Annotated in this window: 18 protein-coding genes and 1 tRNA gene; 6 read left to right on the plus strand and 13 right to left on the minus strand. The window is 67.8% G+C overall.

The window, feature by feature from the left end:
• Nucleotides 1-11: 11 nt before the first annotated feature.
• Genes Q9Q95_RS17665 through Q9Q95_RS17710 form a run of 10 tightly spaced genes read right to left on the minus strand, consistent with a single transcriptional unit; the run spans nt 12 to nt 10,992 of the window.
• On the minus strand, nt 12-920 hold the full coding sequence (locus Q9Q95_RS17665; RefSeq protein ID WP_306098467.1) for a class I SAM-dependent methyltransferase: 909 nt from the start codon (nt 918-920) through the stop codon (nt 12-14).
• Complete coding sequence (locus Q9Q95_RS17670; RefSeq protein ID WP_306098468.1) at nt 917-1,318, minus strand: GtrA family protein; 402 nt, start codon at nt 1,316-1,318, stop codon at nt 917-919. Before Q9Q95_RS17670 ends, Q9Q95_RS17665 begins: the two co-directional genes overlap by 4 nt.
• Nucleotides 1,315-3,135 (minus strand): thiamine pyrophosphate-binding protein, encoded by a 1,821-nt coding sequence (locus Q9Q95_RS17675; RefSeq protein WP_306098469.1) that lies wholly within the window; start codon nt 3,133-3,135, stop codon nt 1,315-1,317. Before Q9Q95_RS17675 ends, Q9Q95_RS17670 begins: the two co-directional genes overlap by 4 nt.
• Nucleotides 3,132-4,145 (minus strand): NAD(P)-dependent oxidoreductase, encoded by a 1,014-nt coding sequence (locus Q9Q95_RS17680; RefSeq protein WP_306098470.1) that lies wholly within the window; start codon nt 4,143-4,145, stop codon nt 3,132-3,134. Before Q9Q95_RS17680 ends, Q9Q95_RS17675 begins: the two co-directional genes overlap by 4 nt.
• The gene (locus tag Q9Q95_RS17685) at nt 4,142-5,434 is read right to left on the minus strand and encodes a hypothetical protein (RefSeq protein WP_306098471.1); all 1,293 of its coding nucleotides are present in this window, start codon (nt 5,432-5,434) and stop codon (nt 4,142-4,144) included. The genes Q9Q95_RS17680 and Q9Q95_RS17685 overlap by 4 nt, the downstream gene beginning before the upstream one ends.
• Nucleotides 5,431-6,399: a glycosyltransferase gene (locus tag Q9Q95_RS17690; protein ID WP_306098472.1), complete on the minus strand. Its 969-nt coding sequence runs from the start codon at nt 6,397-6,399 to the stop codon at nt 5,431-5,433. The genes Q9Q95_RS17685 and Q9Q95_RS17690 overlap by 4 nt, the downstream gene beginning before the upstream one ends.
• A complete protein-coding gene (locus Q9Q95_RS17695) occupies nt 6,396-7,487 on the minus strand; it encodes a capsule biosynthesis protein (RefSeq protein ID WP_306098473.1) in 1,092 nt (363 codons plus the stop codon). Before Q9Q95_RS17695 ends, Q9Q95_RS17690 begins: the two co-directional genes overlap by 4 nt.
• A complete protein-coding gene (locus Q9Q95_RS17700; RefSeq protein ID WP_306098474.1) occupies nt 7,484-9,346 on the minus strand; it encodes an SLBB domain-containing protein in 1,863 nt (620 codons plus the stop codon). Before Q9Q95_RS17700 ends, Q9Q95_RS17695 begins: the two co-directional genes overlap by 4 nt.
• Nucleotides 9,343-10,173 (minus strand): inositol monophosphatase family protein, encoded by an 831-nt coding sequence (locus Q9Q95_RS17705; RefSeq protein ID WP_306098475.1) that lies wholly within the window; start codon nt 10,171-10,173, stop codon nt 9,343-9,345. Before Q9Q95_RS17705 ends, Q9Q95_RS17700 begins: the two co-directional genes overlap by 4 nt.
• Before the next feature lie 6 nt (nt 10,174-10,179).
• Nucleotides 10,180-10,992 carry an aldolase/citrate lyase family protein gene (locus tag Q9Q95_RS17710; RefSeq protein WP_306098476.1) on the minus strand — a complete coding sequence of 271 codons (813 nt, stop codon included), beginning with the start codon at nt 10,990-10,992 and terminating at the stop codon, nt 10,180-10,182.
• Between the two features lie 203 nt (nt 10,993-11,195).
• On the opposite strand from Q9Q95_RS17710, the gene Q9Q95_RS17715 reads away from it, so the two are divergent.
• The 6 genes from Q9Q95_RS17715 (at nt 11,196) to Q9Q95_RS17740 (ending at nt 17,742) form a co-directional block, all read left to right on the plus strand.
• Nucleotides 11,196-11,792, plus strand: coding sequence for a M23 family metallopeptidase (locus tag Q9Q95_RS17715; RefSeq protein WP_306098477.1), 597 nt, complete (start codon nt 11,196-11,198; stop codon nt 11,790-11,792).
• Between the two features lie 101 nt (nt 11,793-11,893).
• Complete coding sequence (locus Q9Q95_RS17720; protein ID WP_306098478.1) at nt 11,894-12,406, plus strand: RNA polymerase sigma factor; 513 nt, start codon at nt 11,894-11,896, stop codon at nt 12,404-12,406.
• Between the two features lie 33 nt (nt 12,407-12,439).
• A complete protein-coding gene (locus Q9Q95_RS17725; protein ID WP_306098479.1) occupies nt 12,440-13,381 on the plus strand; it encodes a FecR family protein in 942 nt (313 codons plus the stop codon).
• A complete protein-coding gene (locus Q9Q95_RS17730; protein WP_306098480.1) occupies nt 13,365-15,779 on the plus strand; it encodes a TonB-dependent receptor in 2,415 nt (804 codons plus the stop codon). The genes Q9Q95_RS17725 and Q9Q95_RS17730 overlap by 17 nt, the downstream gene beginning before the upstream one ends.
• Nucleotides 15,780-15,845: 66 nt before the next feature.
• Nucleotides 15,846-17,612 (plus strand): single-stranded-DNA-specific exonuclease RecJ, encoded by a 1,767-nt coding sequence (gene recJ, locus Q9Q95_RS17735; protein WP_306098481.1) that lies wholly within the window; start codon nt 15,846-15,848, stop codon nt 17,610-17,612.
• A gap of 55 nt (nt 17,613-17,667) precedes the next feature.
• Nucleotides 17,668-17,742 (plus strand) — tRNA-Glu (locus tag Q9Q95_RS17740).
• A gap of 200 nt (nt 17,743-17,942) precedes the next feature.
• Here the strand turns inward: Q9Q95_RS17740 and Q9Q95_RS17745 are convergent.
• The 3 genes from Q9Q95_RS17745 to Q9Q95_RS17755 form a co-directional block, all read right to left on the minus strand.
• Complete coding sequence (locus Q9Q95_RS17745; protein WP_306098482.1) at nt 17,943-19,313, minus strand: protein arginine N-methyltransferase; 1,371 nt, start codon at nt 19,311-19,313, stop codon at nt 17,943-17,945.
• 322 nt (nt 19,314-19,635) lie between these two features.
• On the minus strand, nt 19,636-20,376 hold the full coding sequence (locus Q9Q95_RS17750) for a 2OG-Fe(II) oxygenase (protein ID WP_306098483.1): 741 nt from the start codon (nt 20,374-20,376) through the stop codon (nt 19,636-19,638).
• A gap of 106 nt (nt 20,377-20,482) precedes the next feature.
• On the minus strand, nt 20,483-21,439 hold the full coding sequence (locus tag Q9Q95_RS17755; RefSeq protein WP_306098484.1) for an RcnB family protein: 957 nt from the start codon (nt 21,437-21,439) through the stop codon (nt 20,483-20,485).
• Nucleotides 21,440-21,500 lie beyond the last annotated feature (61 nt).

Genomic DNA, 21,500 nt, shown 5'->3' on the forward strand with positions numbered 1-21,500 from the left:
CGAGAGCTGGATTATCCCGCCTTCGCCAGCGTCAGCATATTGCCCAGCCGCAATCCCAGCGACACTTCCGGCAGCGGCACGCGATCGAGCTTGATCCCGACGGTCCACGCCGCCTGGCGCGCGAGAAAGGGGAGCGGGAAATAGTTGCGGCTGCGCGTCACCTCCACGTCGGCATAGCCGGCGCGGTCGAGCAACGCCGCGATCGTCGCCGGATTGTAGAGCTCGGGATGCTGGAGGCAGAAGGGCGGCCAGCGCACTCCCATCAGGCTGCGCAGCAGCGACTTCTCGTTGTGCGTGACGATCAGCAGCGTGCCGCCGGGGCGCAATTTGGTCCGGATCTGCGCCAGCATCGCCAACGGATCGAGCAGATGATCGAGCACATGCACCATTACCGCGAGCCCGATCGACCCCTCGGGCACCGGCGACAGGTCCTCCATGTCGGTGAGCAAGGTCGCCGGCCGGTCCCCTGCCGAAGCGCGCAGCGCGTCGTGGATCGCGCGATTGGGCTCGAACAGCCAGAAATGGGCGAAGCCGCCGCGCTGGGCAGCCTCGCGGACGATATGGCCGGTATCGGGACCGATCTCGAGATAGCCGCCATCGCGCGCGCCGTCCGCCGCGACTGCGTCGAAATAGCCGCGCTGGGTCGCCGCGATGGCGTCGTTGGAAACGGCCTCCATATTGGGCGCCATGCTCGAATAAAGCTCGCCGAGACGCGCTCCGTCGAAGAAGACGGGATTGTAGAGCAGGCTGCAGCCGGCGCAGCGATGATAGGTGAAGAAGCGCTTCTCGCTGAACAGCCCCGACCAATAGGGCCGCAATGCCTCCAGCGTCATCGCTTCGGCGCGGACCGGGCTGTGGGCTTCTTCCGCGCGTTCGACGCTACCGCACGCCGGGCAGGCGCGGTGGAGAAAGTCGCTCATAGGAGCCGCCCGGCGGATCGGAAGGTGACCCGGCTGTGCCAGAACCAGCTTCCGACGATCAGCACCGCAGTGAAGCCGAGTTGCGCGACGATCGGCGGGATCCCGCCGAGTTCGACGAGCAACGGCAGCGCGGCCCAGTTCGCGGCATAGTTGAACAGGTAGAAGCTCGAGAAGGTGCCGAATTCGCGCGCGACATTGCCGCGGGTGCGGAACACGCCGATCTTGTAGGTCGCGAAGGCGAAGCAAAGGCTGATCGCCTGCGCGACGCCGAGCGCGATCAGATAATGCGTGTGGAACGTCGGAACGCTCCACAGCAGGAGCGGGTAGATCGCCAGCCCGAACGCGGTGTTGGCCGCGCCGGCGAGCATGAAGCGCAACGGCCGTTCGCCGCGCATCATTCCTCCTCCAGCAACGCGATGCGCATATTCTCGCGCAGTGTTTCGCGCGGCAGGAACGGCGACAGGTCTTCCAGCGGCGGCGAGGTGATCCGGCCGTCGGGGTGCGGCTTCGCGCTCAGCTTGGGAGCGAAGGCGACATGCTCGTCGACCATGATCTCGCAGACCACCGGCCCGTCGGCGGCGAGCGCCGCCTCGATCGCGCCAGGGAGCTGATTGTGCGATTCCGCGCGGACATAGGCGAAGCCGAACGCCGCCGCGACCTTCGAGAAATCGGGGAAGGTGACGTTGCTCTTCGGCCCGCCGCCGACCTCGACGCCGTTGAAGAAGTTGCGGTGGGTCTGGAAGATCGAGACATAGCCGTTGTTGTTGATCAGGAAGACCTTCACCGGCAGGCCGTACCCCGCGATGGTCTGCATCTCCTGCAGGTTCATCATGATGCTGCCGTCGCCGGCGATCGCGATGACGCGCTGCTTGCCGCCGGTCGCGGCGCAGACGCCGATCGCGGCGGGCAGGTCATAGCCCATCGTCGCGCAGCCCGAATTGGTCCACAGCCGCTGGCCGCGCCGGATCTCGGCGACCTGGAAGCTGACCACGCAGGCGCTGCCGTTGCCGGTGACCACGACATCGTCCTCGCCGAGCTGCGCGAACAAGGCATGCATCGCGGCATAAGGGTGGATGGTCGGGCCATGGTCGCGATATTCGGGGAGCATCGCGGGAAAGCGGCGGATGCGCTCGCGCGACCATTCGAGCCATTCCTGATGTTCGGGCGTCGGCCCCGCATAGGGTGCTTCGAGCAACGCGGGGATCAGGTCGGCGAGGTCCGCGATTACCGGCATGTCGGGCGAGACGGTCGGCTTGCGCAATTCGAGCGGGTCGATGTCGACCCAGATCTTGTAGGCCTCGCGCGCGAAGGTCTTCCAGTTGTAGCTGACCTGGCGGATGTTGAGCCGGCTGCCGAGGATCAGCAGCAGATCGGCGCTCTGGGTGACCATGTTGCCGCCGCGGTCGCCCACCGTGCCCGGCCGTCCGGCATAGAGCGGATGCGCGTTCCACAGCACGTCATGCGCGTTCCAGCCGGTGACGACCGGAATGCCGAGCTTGTCGATCAGCCGCAGGAAATCCGCATGCGCGCCGCTCAGCCGCACCCCGCTTCCGGCGAAGACAACCGGACGTTCGGCCGTCCGGAGCTTGTCGAGAATGGCGATCGCCGCCGCGTCGAGATCGGTCGCCTTCCACGGCTCGTCGAGCTCGGCGGGATCGAAGCCGGCGAGTTGATCGGGGTCGATCTTCGCGGCCTGCACATCGAGCGGGATGTCGAGCCACACCGGTCCCGGCCGGCCCGAAGTGGCGAGATACAGCGCCTTTTCGAGATGGTAGCGGATGCTGAGCGGGTCGGTGACCATGGTGACGTACTTGGTGATCGGGCGGACCAGCTCCTCGATGTCGAGCTCCTGATCGCCGAACTGGCGCAACGGCAGCCCGGTGGCGCGAACCGTGGTCTCGGTCTTTACCTGGCCCGAGATCACCAGCATGCCGATCGAGTCGACATAGGCGCCGTAGACTCCGGTGATCGCATTGGTTCCGCCCGGGCCCGACGTGACGTTGACCACCGCGAGCCGGTTGGTCAGCCGGTAATAGGCCTCGGCCGCCATCGACAATGCCTGCTCGTGATGGGTGAAGGTCGTGGCGAGCTTCGGGTGGGTGCCGAGCGCGTGGTTGAGGTGCATCGCGCCGCCGCCGGTGAGCATGAAGACATGGTCGATGCCATGTGCTGCGAGGGTATTCGCCACCCACTCGGCGAGCTTCACTTTAGTCATGGTTTCCATCCGTTGGAGAGCGCGGTGCGGCGGATCGCGTCGTCGAGGCCGACCGTCGCGGCGACGCCGAGTTCGGCGCGCGCACGCGCGTTCGAGGGCACGTAGCGGCCGGGGTTCCAGCCCGGATCGGGCCGGCCGAGGATCTCGACGCCCGGTCCGCCGAGCAAGCTGGCGGTACGGCGGGCGAGATCGGCGATCGACACCGCCTCTTCCGAGCCCATGTTGACGACGGTGCCCGCTTCGCCGGCGATCAGCAGCGTCCACAGCCACACGGTCAGATCGGCGGCATAGAGATAGGAGCGCACCGCCTCGCCCGATCCGGTGACGCGGATCGTCCGGCCCTGCATCGCGTCGCGGATGAAATTGCCCGCGGCGAAATGCGTGTCGAGCGAGAGCAGCGGCCCGAGCAAGGCGAAGATGCGCGCATTGACGACGTCGAGGCCGAACTGCTTCGCGTAGATCGCGCAGAGCGTCTCGGCGGCGCGCTTGCCTTCGCCATAAGCAGAGAGCGGATCGCATTGATCGGGGCCGCCGCGCCAGTCTTCGGCGACATGCGTCACGTGCGGCGGCTGGGCGCCGTAGACCGCGCCCGAGCTCAGGAAGAAGAAGCGGACGGCGTTGCAGTCCAAAGCGAGATCGAGCGCGCGGCGGGTGCCGTGGACGATCGTTTCGAACATCCGCCGCGGGTCGTTGGCGTTGAGCGCCGCGCTCGCGTCGGTGGCGGCGTGGATGACATGGGTATAATCGGCATGGGGCGCGGTGAAGCTGGTCGCGTCGCCCGCCACCAGCCGGAAGCGTCCGGCGAGACGGGGCAGGCGCGCGGCAAAGCCTGCGGGGTCGCGGCTGAGCAGGGTGACGTCGGCGTCGATCCCCGAACGCGCCAGCGCCTCGAGCATCCAGCGGCCGATGAATCCGGTGCCTCCGGTCATGAAGATCCGTGCGCCCGAGAGCCGCGGCCAGAGCGGCGCGAGCGTCTTGTCGATCGCCGCCAGGTCCTGTTCGAAGATCATGCCGCTGCCAGTCCGAGCGAAGGGCGGTGGCTGCGGTGTGCGCGGACCACCCGGACGATGCTGTCGAGCGCGAGCGCCCACAGGATCAGCGCGACCAGCCCGGGGCGGACGAAATGCCCGATCGCCAGCCCGAAGCTCGGCGTCACCGGCTGGCCGCTCAGCCACGAGTTGGTCGACAGTTCGAGCACGGTCGACAGCGGCCAGTCGGTGACGAGGCACAGCAGATAGGCGCAGGCGATCGCGACGATCGGGCCGATGCCCTTCCACGGTTCGAGCAGGACGAGGAAGAGCAGGAAGGTCTGGGTGTAACCGCCCGGCGACTGGGTCGCCAGGTAAGCGGCGAGCAGCAGGATCGAGACGCGGTGGAGCGGCAGCGCCTTGGGCTGGAGCCACGCCCCGGCCAGCGCGATCAATGCGATCGCCTGGCTCGCCCGGATCACGATCGGCACGAGGAACTCGATCGTCTCGACGGTCCGCGAAGGCACGAACTGGAGCACCGGGATCTGCGAATTGCGGATTAGCAGGAACGGCGCATAACTGGTTGAATAATGGATCTCATTCCACACCTGCCCGCTCTGGAACACCACCCAGTTGGCGGTGTTGGCGACGAGCTCGATCGGGGTGCCCGCCCCGACGATCGCAAGGGTGACGAGATAGACGATGACCGTCACGATCGCCGTCAGCTCGAGCGCCCGCCAGTCGCGCTTCACCGCATGGGCGAGCACCGGCAGCAGCAGATAGGGCTTGAAGTTGATCGTCGCCGCCGCCGCCAGCCAGCGCCACGGTCCGCGGGTCGCCAGCGGGCCGTGGGCGATCACGAAGCATGCGAAGGCGACGAGGATGAGATTGCCGCGCTCGAGGGTGAACAGCAAAGGCAGGCCGAGCCCGAAGGCGATCGCGCGCATCGGCGCGGTGCGCGGATCGGCCCGGCGGAAGCTCAGCCAGACGAGCACCACGTCGAGCAGGTAGAAGCCGTAAATCGTCGCGGTGCCGAGCCAGTCGCAATCGCGGGCGTGGAAGGGCGACTGGAGATAGCAGCCGGGCAGGCTGAAAATGTCGAGGAACACGAAGGACAGCGGCGGATAGATGCTCCGCCAGACATCGTAGGCGCCCGGACGGTTCGCCCAGAATGCGGTGTTGAACCAGTCCATGAACGTGTCGTTGGTATCGAACACGAACGGCTGCGGCAGATAGCCCGTCGCGCGAAATGCCATGGCCGTCGACACCACGCTCACCACGACCGCGAGCGCGAGCAGCAGTTCGGGCAGGAGGCGCAGGCGGCCGCTCATGGCCGCCGGATCAGGGTCCGCGCGGCGGGGCGCTTGCGCTCGGCAGGGAAGTTGATCCGCTCGGCCTCGATCACCAGCGGCACGTTGCGGCTGCGCTCTGCCAGCATGCGAACCTGCTCGCCGATCAGCCCGAGGAACAGCAGCACCATCGCGAACATCCCGAAGCCCACCGCGAAGCCGAGCAACGCGAGGCCGGGGCCGCCCGTCAGTGCCGCGACGGTCGCGGCGACGAGCAGCGGCAATGCGATTCCCGCGGCGAAGAGCGCCAGAACGATCGGCAGCCGCAGCAGCGACTTGGCCGATCCGGCCAGCCCGGACAGCGCGAACGAGGCGAGCGCGGCGAAATCGTTCTTGCTCGTCCCCGCGGCGCGTTCGGGCCGATCGACGGGGACCACCGCGAGCCGGAAGCCGCTTTCGACCAGCATCCCGCGAAAGAAGGGCTCGGGCTCGTTCCACGCTGCCAACGTGTCGACGACCTCGCGGTCGAACAGCCCGAAGCCGGTCGCGCCGGGAATCACCGGATAGTCGCCGAACTTGCGCAGGAACGCATAGCCGAGCCGGCGTATCGCGCCGAGCAATGGCGAAGTCCGTTCCGAACGTCGCTGGCCGAGCACGATCTGCGCGCCGGCGCGCCACTGACGGACGAAATCGCCGATCATCGCCGGCGGATCCTGGAAGTCGGCGCACATGCCGATCACCGCCGCCCCCTCGGCCTGGTAGATGCCATAGGTCGGCGAGCGCATCTGGCCGTAATTGCGATTGTTGAAGATCGCCCGGATGCGCGGATCCTCGGCGCACAAGGCGCGCATATGCTCGCGCGTGGCGTCGGTCGAGTTATTGTCGATCAGCAATATCTCGTGCGAGCGCGCGTGCTGCGCCGCCTCGGCGGTCACCGCAGCGCAGATCGCGCGGACATTCTCCTCCTCGTTGAAGCAGGGAATGACGATCGACAATTCCGGAGTCACTGCGCCGCATCCTTGCGGCCGAAGCGCAGATCGATGCCGGTCGCGGGGGCATAGATCTCGGTGAACAAGGCGAGCGCGATCAGCAACGCGAGCAGAGCCACCGCGGGAATGTTGTACTTGCGGTCGGCATCGAGCCGCGGTGCCTCGATCAGCTGGACGTCCGACGCAGTCTCGGCAGCGAGCGTCTCCACTGCGACCTCTTCGGACGAGCGGGCATAGACTTCGTACAGCGCCTGCGCGAAGCGATAGTCGCGATAGCGGTCGAGATATTCGCCCGAGACTTCGGAAAGACCGGCGACGTTGGGGCCGGCTGCTCCCGAGCCGGGGCTGGTCGTCTGGGCGATCTGGGTGCGCAGCGACGCGACTTCGGACTGGACAGCCTGAAGCTGGGGATTTTCCTCGCCCTGGAAGCGCTGGAGGGTCTGCAGTTCGACCAATTTGGCCTGGAGCTGCGCCTCGAGCCCGGCGCGCACCGCCAGCGCCGAGCCGAGTTGGGCTTCGGGCTCGGCGAGCCGGTTGCGGCGCCGGAAGTCGTTGAGCGCAGCCTCGCTCTTGACCACGCGGTCGGCTGCTTCCTTGAAGCGCTGCTGGACGACGTCGCGCTTGCGGCGGACGCGGTCGCGACCCAGCGCGATGATCCGGTCGCTGATCGCCTGGACATAGGCGCGCGTCATCGCCTCGGCCTGCGCGCTGTCGTGACTGCGCACCTCGACTTCGACGATCCCGCCGGTGAGCGAGTGGATGTCGGCCTTCTTTGCCAAGGCGGTGCGGGCGCGATTCTGGCTGGCATAGCCGCCCGGACCCACCAGCTTGAGCTTTGCGATCACTGCATCGGTGACTTCGGTGCCGCGGGCGATCGCGAGGTACATGTCGATCGGCTGCTTGGCGCCGCCGAACAAGGCGGCGAAGCCCTGAAGCTGCCCGCCCAGCGCGTTCATCATCGAGCCGAGCCCGATGCTGTTATTGTCCTGCGGCACCATTTTGGCGCGCGCGACATAAGGCTGCGGGAAAACGCACAGCAAAGCGAGGAGGATGGCAAGTGCCGCATAGCCGATCCGGCGGCGTCGGGGGTCCGAGATCAGGCTCATTCGGCGAGGCTCTTGATCGTGGCGGCGCCGACCAGTCCGCCGAACAACGTGCCGGTGATGTCGCGCAGCCGCGCCCAGAACTCGCCGCGATTGGCGTCGATCGGGACGTAGATGAGGTCGCCCGGAAGAGCGCGGGCGCGCAGCACGCGCTTGCCGTCGGCGAGCACGGTGCCGTTGGCGCGCACGACGAAGACCTCGCTCTTGTCGCCGAGCTTCTGCACGCCGCCCGCCGAGGTTAGGAAATCGCCGATCGTGGCGTCGTCGCGCCAGGCGAAAGACGCCGGCGTCGGCACTGCGCCGAACACGCCGACCGTCACCGGCCGCGGAGGCACATAGATCGTGTCGTTATTCTCGAGGATCAGCGCGCCGGGCAGGGCATCGGCGGTCACCGGCAGGTCGAAGACGAGGCGTCCATTGGGTTTGCGCTCGCGCAACTGCTCTACGATCGAGCGGACCAGCGTGAGATTGGCCGGCTGGACAAGCTGGGCGCGGTTCGCCGAGGTGACCGGCTGCGAGGTCAACAGCAGTTCGACATCCTCGACGGCGCGCTCGAAGCTCTGCTGCTGCTGCGCCTTGACGCTCTCGCGGGTGATGACGCTGGCATAGGGAAAGGCCTGCGAGGTCAGTCCGCCAGCCTGCGCCACCACGTCGGCGAGGCGGGTGCCCGGCTTGAAGTAATAACGGCCGGGCTTCGACACTTCGCCGCTGATCGTGACGAGCACCGCTTGCTGCTCGAGCGGCCGGGCGATCCCGACATTGGAGAGCACGCGGACGATGTCCCCGCGGCGGGCCTCGCGCGTCGTCGCTTCCGCTGCGGTCAGCTCTTCCCAGCCATTCTGCTCGCGGCCGAGCGAATCGAACACCATCAGTCGGCTCGAATCCGCCACGGTGTTGACGCCGCCGGCGTAGAGGATCGCGTCGTTGATCGTCTCGCCGGGAGCGAGTTCGAAGATGGCCTCGCGATTGACGCTGCCGATCACTGCGACCTGCTCGCCGGCGGGGGCGATGTAGAGGACGTCGCCGTTCTGAAGCACGGCATCGCCGCTGCGATCGCCCCTGAGCAGCAGATCGTAGAGATCGAAATCCGAGACGGTACGGCCGCCGCGGCGGAGCTGGATCGAACGGAAGCTGCCGCCGGCCGCCGGACCGCCCGAGGCCAGAACCGCGTTGACCAGAGTCGACAGGCTGCCGACGGTATAGGATCCGGGTGAGGCGGCGAACCCGGTGACGTAGACCGTAACGCCGTGCAGCCGGGCCACCGACACTTCGAGCTGGAAGCCGCGATATTGCCGGTTCACGCGACGCGCGATCACGTCGTGCAGATCGCCATAGCGCACGCCGGCAACCGTGATCGCACCGATCCGGGGCACGAAGATCCGGCCCTCGCTATCGATGACCAGGCGGACATTGGCCGCCTGGACCGAGCCGGTCAGGCCGAGCAGCAATTCGTCGCCGGGATTGAGGCGGTAATCGGGTGGAACCGTAGCGCTCGGTCCGGCGGTGAAATCGCGTGCGCCGGGGACCAGCAGATCGGCGCCGAACCGCCGCAGCTGGGTGCCGGCGGCTGCGGAGACGTAGCTCTCGAATTCGCTCGGCGGCGTGGGCCTGGCGGGCATTGCGGGCTGGCGCTGCTCGGCCGAAACGCGCGGATCGAGGGCAGGGGTCTCGATCACCGTCGGTTGGTAAGGTGAGACTTCGGCGGGCGGGATCGCCGCCTGCGCCGCTCCGGCCCGGCGGGCGAGCGGATCGGCCTGCTGTTGCTGCTGCCCGCCGGCGACGGGCGGCGCGAGTTGCGCCGCGGCAGGGACCGGCGCGACCGCGAGAACGCAGCCGGCGAGAAGCAGGGATCGGGCAATCATGAGACGAGGCAATCCAGTTCGATGAGGCCGGCGGCAGGGCCGAGCAGGACTTCGGCGGTCTGTTCCCACAGGCCCGGGCTCGCGGCGGCGAGGACGCCGGCGCCGCTCCCGCCGACGCGATAGGGCGCGCCGTCCCAATGGGTGATGCGGCCGCCGGCCTCGGTGAGGAAAAGCGCGCCCGCAGCATGATCCCAGGGCAGGATGCGCTGGAACAATGCGACGTCGTCGCTGCCGAATACGAGTCGCGGATAGCTTTCGGCGGCGCAGCGCGGGATCGGGACGACGGCGAGGTGCCGATCGGCATGCGCGTGCACGCGTTCGCGCAGCCCGGGGTCCAGGAATTGCGTCCCCAGTGCCGCACGCGTCCGCGCCGCGCCGGTCGGGCGGGCCCGGACAACCGCGCCGTCGCAGGTCGCGCCCAGCCCGCGCGCGGCGTGGCAGAGGCGCCCGCTCAGCGGATCGAACATCCACCCCGCGACCGGGCTGCCATCTTCGACCAGTGCGATCATCATCCCGAACGGCGCGCGTCCGGCGGCGAAATTGCCAGTACCGTCGAGCGGGTCGATCAGCCAGACAAGGCCATCGCCGACATCGTCGAGCAGAGCCGGATCGCGCTCTGCCGCTTCCTCACCGACGATCCGCGCACCGAGGCCGAGCGCCGCGAGCCCGTCGTGCAGCCGGAACTCGGCCTCGCGATCGGCGACCGTTACGATCTCACCCGCGGACTTGATCGTCACTTCATGCCCGGCGAGCGCGCGGAACCGCGGGATCACTACCTGCGCGGCGACGGTGCGCAGCAGCGCCGAAACCTCCTCGTGCAACGACATGAGTGATCAGGCGGCCACGCTCGCCAGACGACCGATCGCGGCGCCGCCGCTGCGTTCCTGGATCATCCGGATACGCGACAGATCCTCGTCGGCGATCGCGCGATAGTGATCGCGCTTGTTCTCGAGCCACGCCAGCTCGAACGCGACGGCATTGGCGATGCCCGCATCGAACAGCGAGGATTCCGCCGCGGCGCCATCGAAGATCACCTTGCGGGTCTCGAAGCGATCCAGCCGCACGCCGCGGATCTCGCGAAGCGCCGGACCGGCTTCGACCGCGACCGAACCGCCGACGACGAGCGTGAGGTCGTTCGCGGCGCAGGCTTCGGCCACCTTGAGCACCGCGTCGGTGATTTGCCGGTCGTTGATCGCCGTGCGCGGCAGCCCGCGCGAAAGCGTGAAATCGACCCGGCCGAAGACGATGCCGTCGAGCTTCGCCTTGGCGATCGGCAGCATCGCATCGAGATTGCGCAACGTCGCTTCGGTCTCGAGATTGAACAGGAACTGCGCGCCCTCGGCATTGCCGCCATAGGTCTTGTCCCGGGCTTCGGCGAACTTGGTCAGCGCATAGGGCGTCTCGACCATCGGTGCGATGATATGATCGACGCCGTAGAGCCTGGACGCGAGCAGATCGGATACCGCCTCGCAGCCGCCGATCTTGAGCGCGACCTTGAGATCGGCGCGATGCGCGATCTCGAGCAGGCGCAGGAATTCGTCGGGCCGGGTGCCCTCAGCCTCGAATTCCGCCTTGACCGCGACGACGCCGAAGCGATCGCGACCCTTTTTGAGCATGTCGAGCATGCGGCGTTCGGTGGGGTTCATCTCGGCCTCCCTGGCTGAAAAAGCATGTACTGACGGGGAGTGAGACGGAGCCTGGAACGGGTTCCCGCAATATTTCGCGCGGCGGAATTTTTTTCGATCCGGGCTTACGGATCGACCCGATCGGCTCCGTCAGAACAATGATGCCCGGCCTGTTACCCCTCCATCTGGTTCTCGCGCTCTTGTCCTCCCCGGACCCGGGACCAGTGGCGCCGGGCATCACCGAACTTCCCGGCGGCAACAGCCCCGTCTTTCGCGCGCGCGCCGTCGATGCGGCGCCCGCGCCTGAATCGCAGATCGCGGAAGAACATCGCGATTCACCTGAAATCGGTGCGACGCTTCCGAAGCTCTCGTCGCGCTTCGGGCGGCGCGCGGACCCGTTCCGCAGGGTTTCCAGGATGCATTATGGCGTGGACATGCCGGGCCGCCTCGGCACGCCGGTACTGGCCTCGGCACCCGGCGTGGTGCGCTTCGCCGGCGCGGCGGGAAGCTATGGCGAAATGGTCGAGATCGATCATGATGGCGCGCTCGCAACGCGCTACGCGCATCTGTCGAGGGTTCTCGTGCGCCGCGGAGATCGCGTGGAGCTCGGGCAAGCCGTCGCGCTGATGGGATCGACCGGGCGCTCGACCGGCAATCATCTCCATTTCGAAGTGCGCATCGATGGCCGCGCAGTCGATCCGCTGCCCTATCTGGAGGGCGATGCGCCGGCGCCGGCGAGGGGTTGGATCGCGCCCGACGCCCCCCATATCTCCGCCTTCGCCCGGGCGCGTGCCGATCAATTGCAGGGACGCGACTTCTGAACCGCCATGGAATCTCCTTTGCAGCAGCAGGTCGGTTTTCGCGTCCCGAATATCGCAGGAAGGGGTTGGCAAATGCTCCGGGGCGTGCCTTGCCGCGCGCAATGAATCGGGACGAGGACATCAGCGGGCTTCAGCGCGTCATCCTGAACGAACGCAGCCGGCTGCTCCGCTTCCTCGCGGCGCGCGGGATGAGCGACGACGCCGAGGATGCGCTGCACGATCTGTGGCAGCGTGTGGCGACTGCGCCTTCCCAGCCGATCGCCGATCCGCTTTCCTATCTGTTCCGCGCGGCCGAGAATCTCGTCCGCGATCGTCGTCGTTCGACCGTGAGCCGCGACCGCCGCCATCAGGATTGGCACGAGACCCTCCCGGGCGAAGAGCAGCCGACCGGCGAGCGCGGGCTGATCGCGCGCGAACGGCTGCGCGAGGTCCAGTCGACGCTCGCCGGATTGGGGCCGCGGGTCGAGCTGGTATTCCGCAAGTGCCGGCTCGACGGGCTCGGCCAGGCCGCGATCGCGCGCGAATTGGGGGTGAGCCTCAGCTCGGTCGAGAAGGATCTGCAAAAGGCATATCGCGCCCTCGGACAACTCAGGGCGAAATTCGATGCGGAATGATCGTCCGGGCTCCGTCATAGGGATGTTATGGCGATGAGCGCACAGGATTCGGACATTCAGGAAGCCGCCCGGCACTGGGCGATCCGCGTCCAGCAGCCGGCGTTCGGCGAGTGGGACGGCTTCATCGAATGGCTCGAGCGCGATCCGGCGCATCTCGCGGCCTATGACGCGGTGCTGGACGACGAGGCTTGGGCAGAAGCGCTGCTTTCGGCGGCACCCGTCGTCGCGCCCGAAGCGCCGTCGGTGCGCAGCTGGTGGCCTGCCGGCAGCGCGGTTGCGGCTGCGGCTGCGATTGCCGTCGTAGGGGGCTGGGCGGTGCTCGATCGGGATTCTCCGGCACAGCAGATCGCGACGGCGCCCGGCGAGCATCGCACGATCGATCTGGCCGACGGATCGCGGCTGGCGCTCAACGGCGCGACCCGGGTGACGATCGATCCCGATACGCCGCGACAGGTGGTGCTCGAGCAGGGCGAGGCGCGGTTCGACGTGCGGCACGACGCGAGCGATCCTTTCGTGGTCCTGTCGGGCGGGGCCCGGCTCGTCGATGCGGGCACCGTGTTCAACGTCGTGCAGGACGGCGACGCCCTCGAAGTGGCGGTTGCGGAAGGCGCGGTAATCTACCAGCCGGGTCCCGACGAGGTGCGGCTCGCGCCGGGCGATACGCTCAGGCGGCCGGGCAAAGGCGCGAAGCCGTTGCTCGCCAAGGCGAGCCCGCAGGCGATCGGCAGCTGGGCGACGGGGGAGTTGTATTACGACAATCCCGCGCCGGATCAGGTGGCGCGCGACCTGACCCGCAGCATCGGCCGGCCGGTGCGGAGCGCCGGAGGCTCGGGCCGGATTCGCTTCACGGGGACGCTCGTCTTGCGGGGCACTCCGGAAGAGGTTCTGGCGCGGGCGGGGCCGCTGCTCGGCGTCACGTTCGTCGTGGATGGGGAAGGATGGACGATGTCCCCGGCCCATGGTCCGCCGCGCTAGCCCGCTCGCCCTGGTTTCCTTGATGGTCGCGTCTCCTGCGCTTGCGCAGGAGCGAGCGGCCGACATCGCCATCAACGCATCGCGCCTCGACACGGCCATAAAGCTGCTCAGCCGCCAGACGGGCGCGAGCATCGGCTTTCGCGAATCCGGTCTGGCGAACGCTCAGGTGCGCCCGGTGCGGGGGCGTTTCACTGCCTCGCAGGCGCTCGAACGGATGCTGCTGGGCAGTGCGATCCGCGCCCGGCGCGTCGCCCCGGCGACCTTCATCGTCGAGCGGGCCGCCGCGCCGTCCGCCGCCGCACGCCGGCGGCCGCCGCCGCCTCGCCGGTCAGCGGTCGAGCCCCCGCCGTCGCCGCCCGACGAGATCGTCGTCACCGCAACCAAGCGCGACATTCCGCTCGGCTCCTATCCGGGCGGAGTGCAGATCGTCGAAGGCGAAGCGCTGAGCGCGGCCGAGAGTGCGCGCGGCACCGAAGCGATCGAGGCGCGGATCGCCAGCGTCGCCTCGACGCATCTCGGCCCGGGGCGCAACAAACTCTTCATCCGCGGCATCGCCGATTCGAGCTTCGTCGGACCGACCCAGTCGACCGTCGGCCAATATTGGGGCAACAGTCGCATCACCTATAGCGCGCCGGACCCCAATTTGCGGCTCTACGACGTGCGCAGCGTCGAAGTGCTCGAGGGACCGCAAGGCACGCTCTACGGTGCCGGATCGCTGGGCGGCGTGGTGCGCGTCGTGCCACGCTCGCCCGATCTCGCCCTCTTCGAGGGTTCGGCCTGGGGCGGAGTGCTGGCGGTCCAGCACGGCAAGCCGGGCGTCGATGGCGGCGCGATTCTCAACCTTCCGATCAAGGAGGACGTGATCGGCTTCCGCGCGCTCGCCTTCGGATCGGTCGAGGGCGGCTATATCGACGATGCCGAGCGCGGGCTCGACGACGTCAACCGGGTGCGCACTTTCGGCGGACGTGCGGCGCTCCGCGTCGATCCCGGCGACGGCTGGACGATCGATCTCAACGCGGTGGGCCAGCGCATCGACGGCGACGACAGCCAATATGCCGAGCGCAATATCGGCGAACTGGACCGCGCGAGCGGAATCGCCCAGCCATTCCGCAACGATTATTGGCTGGTCGATCTGGTCGCGCGCAAGAATTGGGGATCGCTCGAACTGACCTCTTCGCTCGGCTATGCCCGGCAATATGTGTTCGAGCGGTTCGAGGGGCCGGAGCTGGCCGACATCACCGATCCCGCGGTGCAGCCGGCAAAGAGCGCCGACACCGCCGCCTATTCGCAGGCCAACCGCATCTCGATGGTCACCGGGGAGGTGCGCCTCGCTCGCCGCGGCGTCAACGGTACCGGCTGGCTGCTCGCCGCGAGCCTGTTGCACAATCGCGCGCAGACAAACCGGCGGATGGAAGCGACTCCGTTCGGCACGCCGCTCACCGGGGTCAACAACCAGGTCGAGGAATCGACGCTGTACGGCGAAGCGACCGTCGAGCCGCTCGATCGCTTCACCCTGACGCTCGGCGGCAGGCTGACGCGTGCGCGGCTGTCCGGGAGCTCGGAGGATGTCGCCGAGCTTGTCGCCTTCCGCATGGATCCCGGCGCGCGTGCGTCACGCTTCGAGACGCGCTTTCTGCCGTCGGTCGCCGCAGCGTATCGCGCCACCGATCGATTGACGCTGTTCGGGCGCTACCAGCAGGGTTTCCGCCCCGGCGGCATCGCCGTGCGCCGCGAGTTCATCCAGCGCTTCGCCGGCGATCGGGTCACCACGGTCGAGGCGGGCGCGCGCTATCGCAGCCCCGAACTCGACCTCGCCGTGAGCGCCTCCGCGACGCGCTGGAGCGATATTCAGGCCGATCTGATCGACGGCTTCGGCTTCCCGACCACCGCCAACGCCGGTGACGGCCGCGTCCTGTCGGTCGGCATGGTGTCGCGCTGGCGCCCGCTTGCCGGGCTGGAACTGGACGCGGCGCTCTATCTCAACAGCAGCAAGGTCACCGAACGCGCCTTCGTGACTCTGCCGGTCGAAGAATCGCTGACCGCGCAGATCGAACGTCTGCCGAACGTCGCCGATGCCAGCGGCAGGATCGGCGTGGCGTGGACGAAGTCGCTCGGCGGCGATCTCGAACTCACCGCCAACGGCTATGCACGCTATGTCGGCAAGTCGACGCTCGGGATCGGGCCGATCCTCGGCCGGCTGCAAGGCGACTATCTCGACACCGGGATAGAGATGCGGGTGGGCGCGGCGCGGCGCGGGATCAGCGTGGCGATCACCAATCTGCTCGACGCCCGCGGCAATCGCTTCGCGCTCGGTTCGCCCTTCCTCATCCGCGACCGCGATCAGACCACGCCGTTGCGGCCGCGCAGCATCCGGCTGGGATTCGACCAGAGCTTCTAGGCAGTCGGGGCGAATGTCCTGAGTCCCGCTATCGACATCCTCGCGTGCCCCGGCCAAACACCGGCCATGTCCGCCGTGCTCAATATCCAACGCTCGATCCTCGGCCAGCCATGGCACTGGCGCGGGCTCGCGGCCGACGCGCGCGATCCCGACTTCGCCCCCGACGACATCGTCACCCAGTTGCTGCTCACCCGCGGTTGCCCGCGCGAAGGGCTCGACGATCACCGCGCGCCGAGCATCCGTGCCTTCATGCCGGATCCGTCGATCTTCCGCGACATGGACAAGGCGGCCGAACGGATCGCCGACGCCGTCGAGGCGCGCGAGCAGGTGGCGATCTTCGGCGACTATGACGTCGACGGCGCCACGTCGGCAGCATTGTTGATCCTGCTGCTGCGCGATCTCGGGCTCGAAGCGCGCGCGTATATCCCGGACCGGCTGATGGAGGGTTATGGCCCGTCGGGCGAGGCTCTGGTCCGGCTTCACCAGGCGGGCGCGAGCCTGATCGTCACGGTCGATTGCGGCGCGCAGGCGTTCGAGGCGCTTCAGATGGCCAAGGATTCCGGCGTCGACGTGATCGTCTGCGACCATCACAAATGTGCGGCCGAGCTGCCGGTGGCGCATTCGGTGATCAATCCCAACCGGCTCGACGAGACCGAGGGCGCCGCGCACGGCCATCTCGCCGCGGTCGGGGTCGCATTCCTGCTCGGTGCCGCGCTGATCCGGACGCTGCGCGCCCGCGGCTGGTTCGAGGGCCGCGCCGAGCCCCGGTTGATCGACCTGCTCGATCTGGTCGCGCTCGGCACCGTCGCCGATGTCGCGGCGTTGAAGGGCCTCAATCGCGCTTTCGTCGCGCAAGGCCTCAAGGTGATGGGGCAGCGCCGCAACATCGGCATGAATGCCTTGATCGAGGCATCGCGTCTCACGCGTGCGCCGACCTGCACCGATCTCGGCTTCGCGCTGGGGCCGCGGATCAATGCGGGCGGGCGGGTAGGGCGCTCCGACCTCGGCGTCCGCTTGCTCACCACGCGCGATCCCGAGGAAGCGCGCGCGATCGCGGCGGAGCTCGACTTGCTCAACGAGGAGCGCCGCGCGATCGAAGGCGAGGTCCAGTTCGCCGCCGAGCAGCTCTGCCTCGCCAAAGGCAATCGCGCGGTGGTGGTGATCGCCAGCCGCGGCTGGCACGCGGGCGTGATCGGCATCGTCGCGGGGCGGCTCAAGGAGAAATTGGGCCGGCCGGCGATCGTCATCGCGCTCGACGAGGCCGGAATCGGCAAGGGTTCGGGCCGGTCGATCCCCGGAGTCGATCTGGGTGCCGCCGTGCTCGCCGCCAAGGATGCCGGGCTGCTGCACGCCGGCGGGGGGCACGCGATGGCGTGCGGCGTGACGATCGCCGAAGCCGAGCTCGATGCCTTCGCCGATTTTCTCGAAGAACGGCTCGCCGGGCGCGTCACCGCGGCGATGGGCGAGCGTGCGCTGCTGCTCGACGCGGTGCTCGCGCCCGGCGGAGTCAATCCCGAGCTGGTGACGGCGATGGACGCCGGCGGCCCCTATGGCATGGGCTGGCCGGCGCCGCGGGTGGCGGCGGGACCGCTACGGGTGATCAAGGCCGATGTGGTCGGCAGCGGCGGGCATGTTCGCCTCGTCGTGGCGGGCGAGGACGGACGCGGTTTCAAGGCCGTCGCCTTCCGCCACGCCGAGACCGAACTCGGCGCTGCTTTGCTCTCCGCACCCCGCCATCGCCAGCTCTGGCTGGCCGGGCGCGCGAAGATCGACGACTGGGGTTCGCGCCGCGCCGCCGAGCTTCATATCGAAGATGCCGCCTGGGCCGACTAAACCGGCTTGACCCGGGCGGCATCCTTGCCTAACCGGCGCTTCCACGCTCCGGCATGGCCCCTTCGTCTAGCGGTTAGGACGCGGCCCTTTCACGGCTGAAGCACGGGTTCGATTCCCGTAGGGGTCACCATCGTTGAGCGGAAACGGCGGAAATGCGCCCTTTCGTACGATGTGATCAGATCTGGTTCCACCCTTTCGGGCGGCTTTGCGGTTCGTCCTGGTATGCCTTGACGCCGACAGTCGCATTCGCTGACCTTGGAGCGGCTCATCTGAACGAAGATGGGCGCCGGGCTTGCTGAACCGCGCACGGCGAAATGAAGGCGGCGCGGGTCAAGAGCTTTTCCCGGCGAGCGGCAACAGGATCAGCGTGATCCGATCATGACCGACCGCGATATCGAGCGTCTCACCCGCCGTCACATGGATCGGCTCGGGAAAGCTGTGCAGGACCTGGAGCCAGCCGCCGTCGGTGTAGCGATCGGGGTGATTGTCGAACGTCACACCTTGCCACAGGTCGATGTGCATCCACTGGACGATGCCGATGGCGCGGCCGCTCGCAGTGACCGGGATACGCAGCCGGGCGAGCGTGGCGTCATGCTTCTTCTGGGTCAGGTCGAGGCGCACCAGTTCCAGATCGTCCGACAGGCGCTCCCATCCGGTCATCGTGCCGTGGATCGGCAGGCGTTGCGGGGCGAAGGCGGTGAAGGCGGAAAGATCGAACCCCGAAACCTCGCCGACAAAGGCGTAGTCGGCGAGGTTCTCGCTCGCCACCAGGCACCCCATCGCGCTTGCCGCGCGCGGGATCACCATGGCTTCGGGTGCGAGCAGGCGACGATGGGCGTCCTCGAACGTGTCGAGCACTTTCTCCGTCAGCAGATCGCTCGAGAGGATTTCCGATACCAGGATATCGGCCGGCGCGTCGAGTTCCGCGCCGATGGCGAGATCAATCGAAGGCTTGGCATGGACCGTGATGCGATCGGCATAGCCGTTCCGGGCGACGATCTGCTGCGCCATCTCGGCGATCATCGGCTCCATCTCGCATGCCACCACTTTTCGTGCCCCGGCACGCGCGGCCATCAGCGACAACAGGCCGCTGCCTGCGCCGATGTCGAGCACGCGCGCCTCGGGGCCGGCGACATGGATCGCGGCCTTGATGGCGGCCTCGAACGCATCGTTGCGCGGCACGTCGTTCATCATCGGGATGTGCCAGAAAGGCACCGATCCCGAGCCGAGCCGTCGAACCTGATGGCGCAGGTGCAGATTGTCGGGCTGCAGCGCGAGCGCGCGGCGGAATTGCCGGATCGCTTCGAGGTTTCGCCCCGCATCTGCCAGCACCACGGCCAGATTGCCGATCGCGACCGGATTGTCGGGGTCGAGCGTGCAGGCGCGCTCGAGCGTGGCGATCGCCTCGGCGGTGCGGCCGAGCCAGTGCAGCGTCAGTCCCTTCTCATGCAGCGCCACGGCATGATCGGGCTCGATCGCGAGAAGCTGGTCCCAGGCGGCAAGCGCCTCTTCGGCGCGCGAGAGGCGCCCGAGCAGACCCGCGAGCAGAGGCAGCACTTCCGCTGCGCGATACCCCTGCGCCAGCACGGTACGATAGCCGGCTTCGGCGCCTTCGAGATTCCCCTGTTCGTGCAGAGCCATCGCTTCGGCGAGCGCCGCGCGCGCCTCGGTCAGGCGATCGGGGGAATCGAGGTCGGTCACGTTGATTGTCCTTGAGATATCGGTCGAGGCGCGTTCCGCTCGATAGGCCAATCGCCGCCGCCAGCGATAGCCTCTGGTTGACTCGTCCGCCGACGCCGGAACTTTACGCCCCAGAAAAGTCCGCGGGCGTGAAGCTATGATCGCTTTGCCCGATCAGCACGTCCGTGCAGCGGCGGGATCGCGTCGTCGTGCTCGATCATCGCGCCACCGGGGCGAGCCGGGGCAAACATGCGCTTAGAGCGCCAACCGTTCGACGGCCTGGCGTCGCGGTTGCGGATTCCGACGGTCCGAACTCTCCCGACGCGTGCTGCGCGCCCGGGGCTCAGTCCGTGCCCGGCGCGTTCTCGATGCCGCCGGCGACATAGGTCTGGATATAATCCTTGATCCAGGCCCCTTCGCGAAACCATTTGGTGACGATGTATTTGGTCCCCTCGAGCACGCGCATGCCCTCGTGGAGCGTGTCGTAATTGGGGGTGCCGTCGGGGGTCATGTTGTTCCAGACGACGAGCAGCCCGCGCTTCGGCTTGAAACGGATGCCCGCGCGGGGAAACCAGGTCGCGCCGCCTTCGGGAACGTCGTTGAGATAGGCCATCGCGGTCCAGGTGCGCTGGCCGCCGGTCTCCTTCATCTTGGGCCAATAGTCGCTCGACTCGTGGAAATAGTCGCAATGCGCGCGGAATTGCTGGTTCACGGCATAACGTTGGCCCTGCAGCGTCTCGGCATTCTCCTCGGGGATGCCGAGCAGGTCGGCGATGCGCCGGTCGACGGTCAATATCTCTTCGGACCAGCGATGGAGGTCCGAGCTGTGGCTGGTGCGGTAATCGGGGTCCTCGCTGACCGCGAGCAAGGTCGACGGGCGCGAATTGGAATCGATCAGTTCGATCAGCGTGTCGCATTCGGCGGGGCTGAGGAAATCGGGATAGGTGTACATCTGCGCCGCATCGGTCTTCGCGCGGCGGACATGGGGGTTGGCCTCGAGCCGCGCCGAGACCTCGCGTCCGATGCGGGTGCGGATCGGGGAGGGGCCGCCCGAGACCCTGCCGTCGTTCTTGCTCTTGCTCACGCCCCGCGGAATCGCTTGCGGCGAAGCGATTTGCAAGCCGTATCAACGACAAGGAGCCCGGCATCGCTGCCGGGCTCCAGGATTTCCGATAAGGATGCGGGCTTCCTTACCAGAAGATGTCGTAGATCGTGTCGACCACTTCGCCGCTATAGATGTCGACGAGCAGCGCATCGTTGTAATAGCGCACCCAGCGATAGGGGCCGTCGACTTCGGGCAGGCGATAATAAAACGGGTCGTTGATCCAGTAGTTCGACGAATAGAGCATCGAATCGAGCATGAAGCCGATCCCGAAACGGCGATAGCCATAGCCCCAGCCGCTCGGCGCGTAGTAACGCGGCAGGCGATAGAGGCTGCGATTGCCGTTGCGATAGCCGCGCCAGTCGTAGCGCCGATCGTTGCGCCAATTATTGTTCCAGCGACCGCGATTGCGGTCATTGTCCCAGCGCCCGCGGTCGCCGCCCCAGTTGCGGTTGCTGTCGTAGCGGTTGCGGTCGCGATCGCCGTTCCAGTCGCGGCTGCGGTTGCGGTCGTTCCAGTCGCGATTGCCGCGATCAAACTGGCCGCGGTCGCGGTTGCCGTCGTTCCAGCGATTGCGGTCGCCGCGGTCCTGCTGGCGCTGCCGGTCGACCTGCTGCTGCTGGCCCGCGTCGGGGCGACGGTCGCCGCCATTCCACTGGCTGCGGCTGCCGTTCCAGCGGCTGCGATTTTCGGCATTGTTGTTCCACTGGCTGCGATCGCCGCGATTGCCGCCCCAGCGCTGCTGCTGTTGCTGCGGAAACGATCGCTGCGGAGCGGCCTGCGGCGCTTGTTGCTGCGGGCGACTCCAGCCGCCGCGCTGGCGTTCGCCGCCGCCATTCCATTGGCGCTGCGGCTGGGCCTGCTGACGCTGCGGCGCCTGCTGGCTCTGCTGCTGACGCCATTCGCCGCGGCTCTGGCGAACCTCCGACGATTGGCCGCCGCCCGAACGGCCGCCACCGCCCCAGCGCCCGCGTTCCTGCGCGAGTGCCGCCGGCGGGACCAGAGCCGTTGCGGCGATGATCGCCGCGAGCAAGGTCTTCTTCATCTCAACTTGTCTCCGTCGAGACCGGCAAGGGGCCGGGCTACTTGATGCACTGGCACTAGAC

The sequence above is a fragment of the Sphingomonas sp. DG1-23 genome, from assembly GCF_030730875.1.
Taxonomy (GTDB): Bacteria; Pseudomonadota; Alphaproteobacteria; order Sphingomonadales; family Sphingomonadaceae; genus Sphingomonas.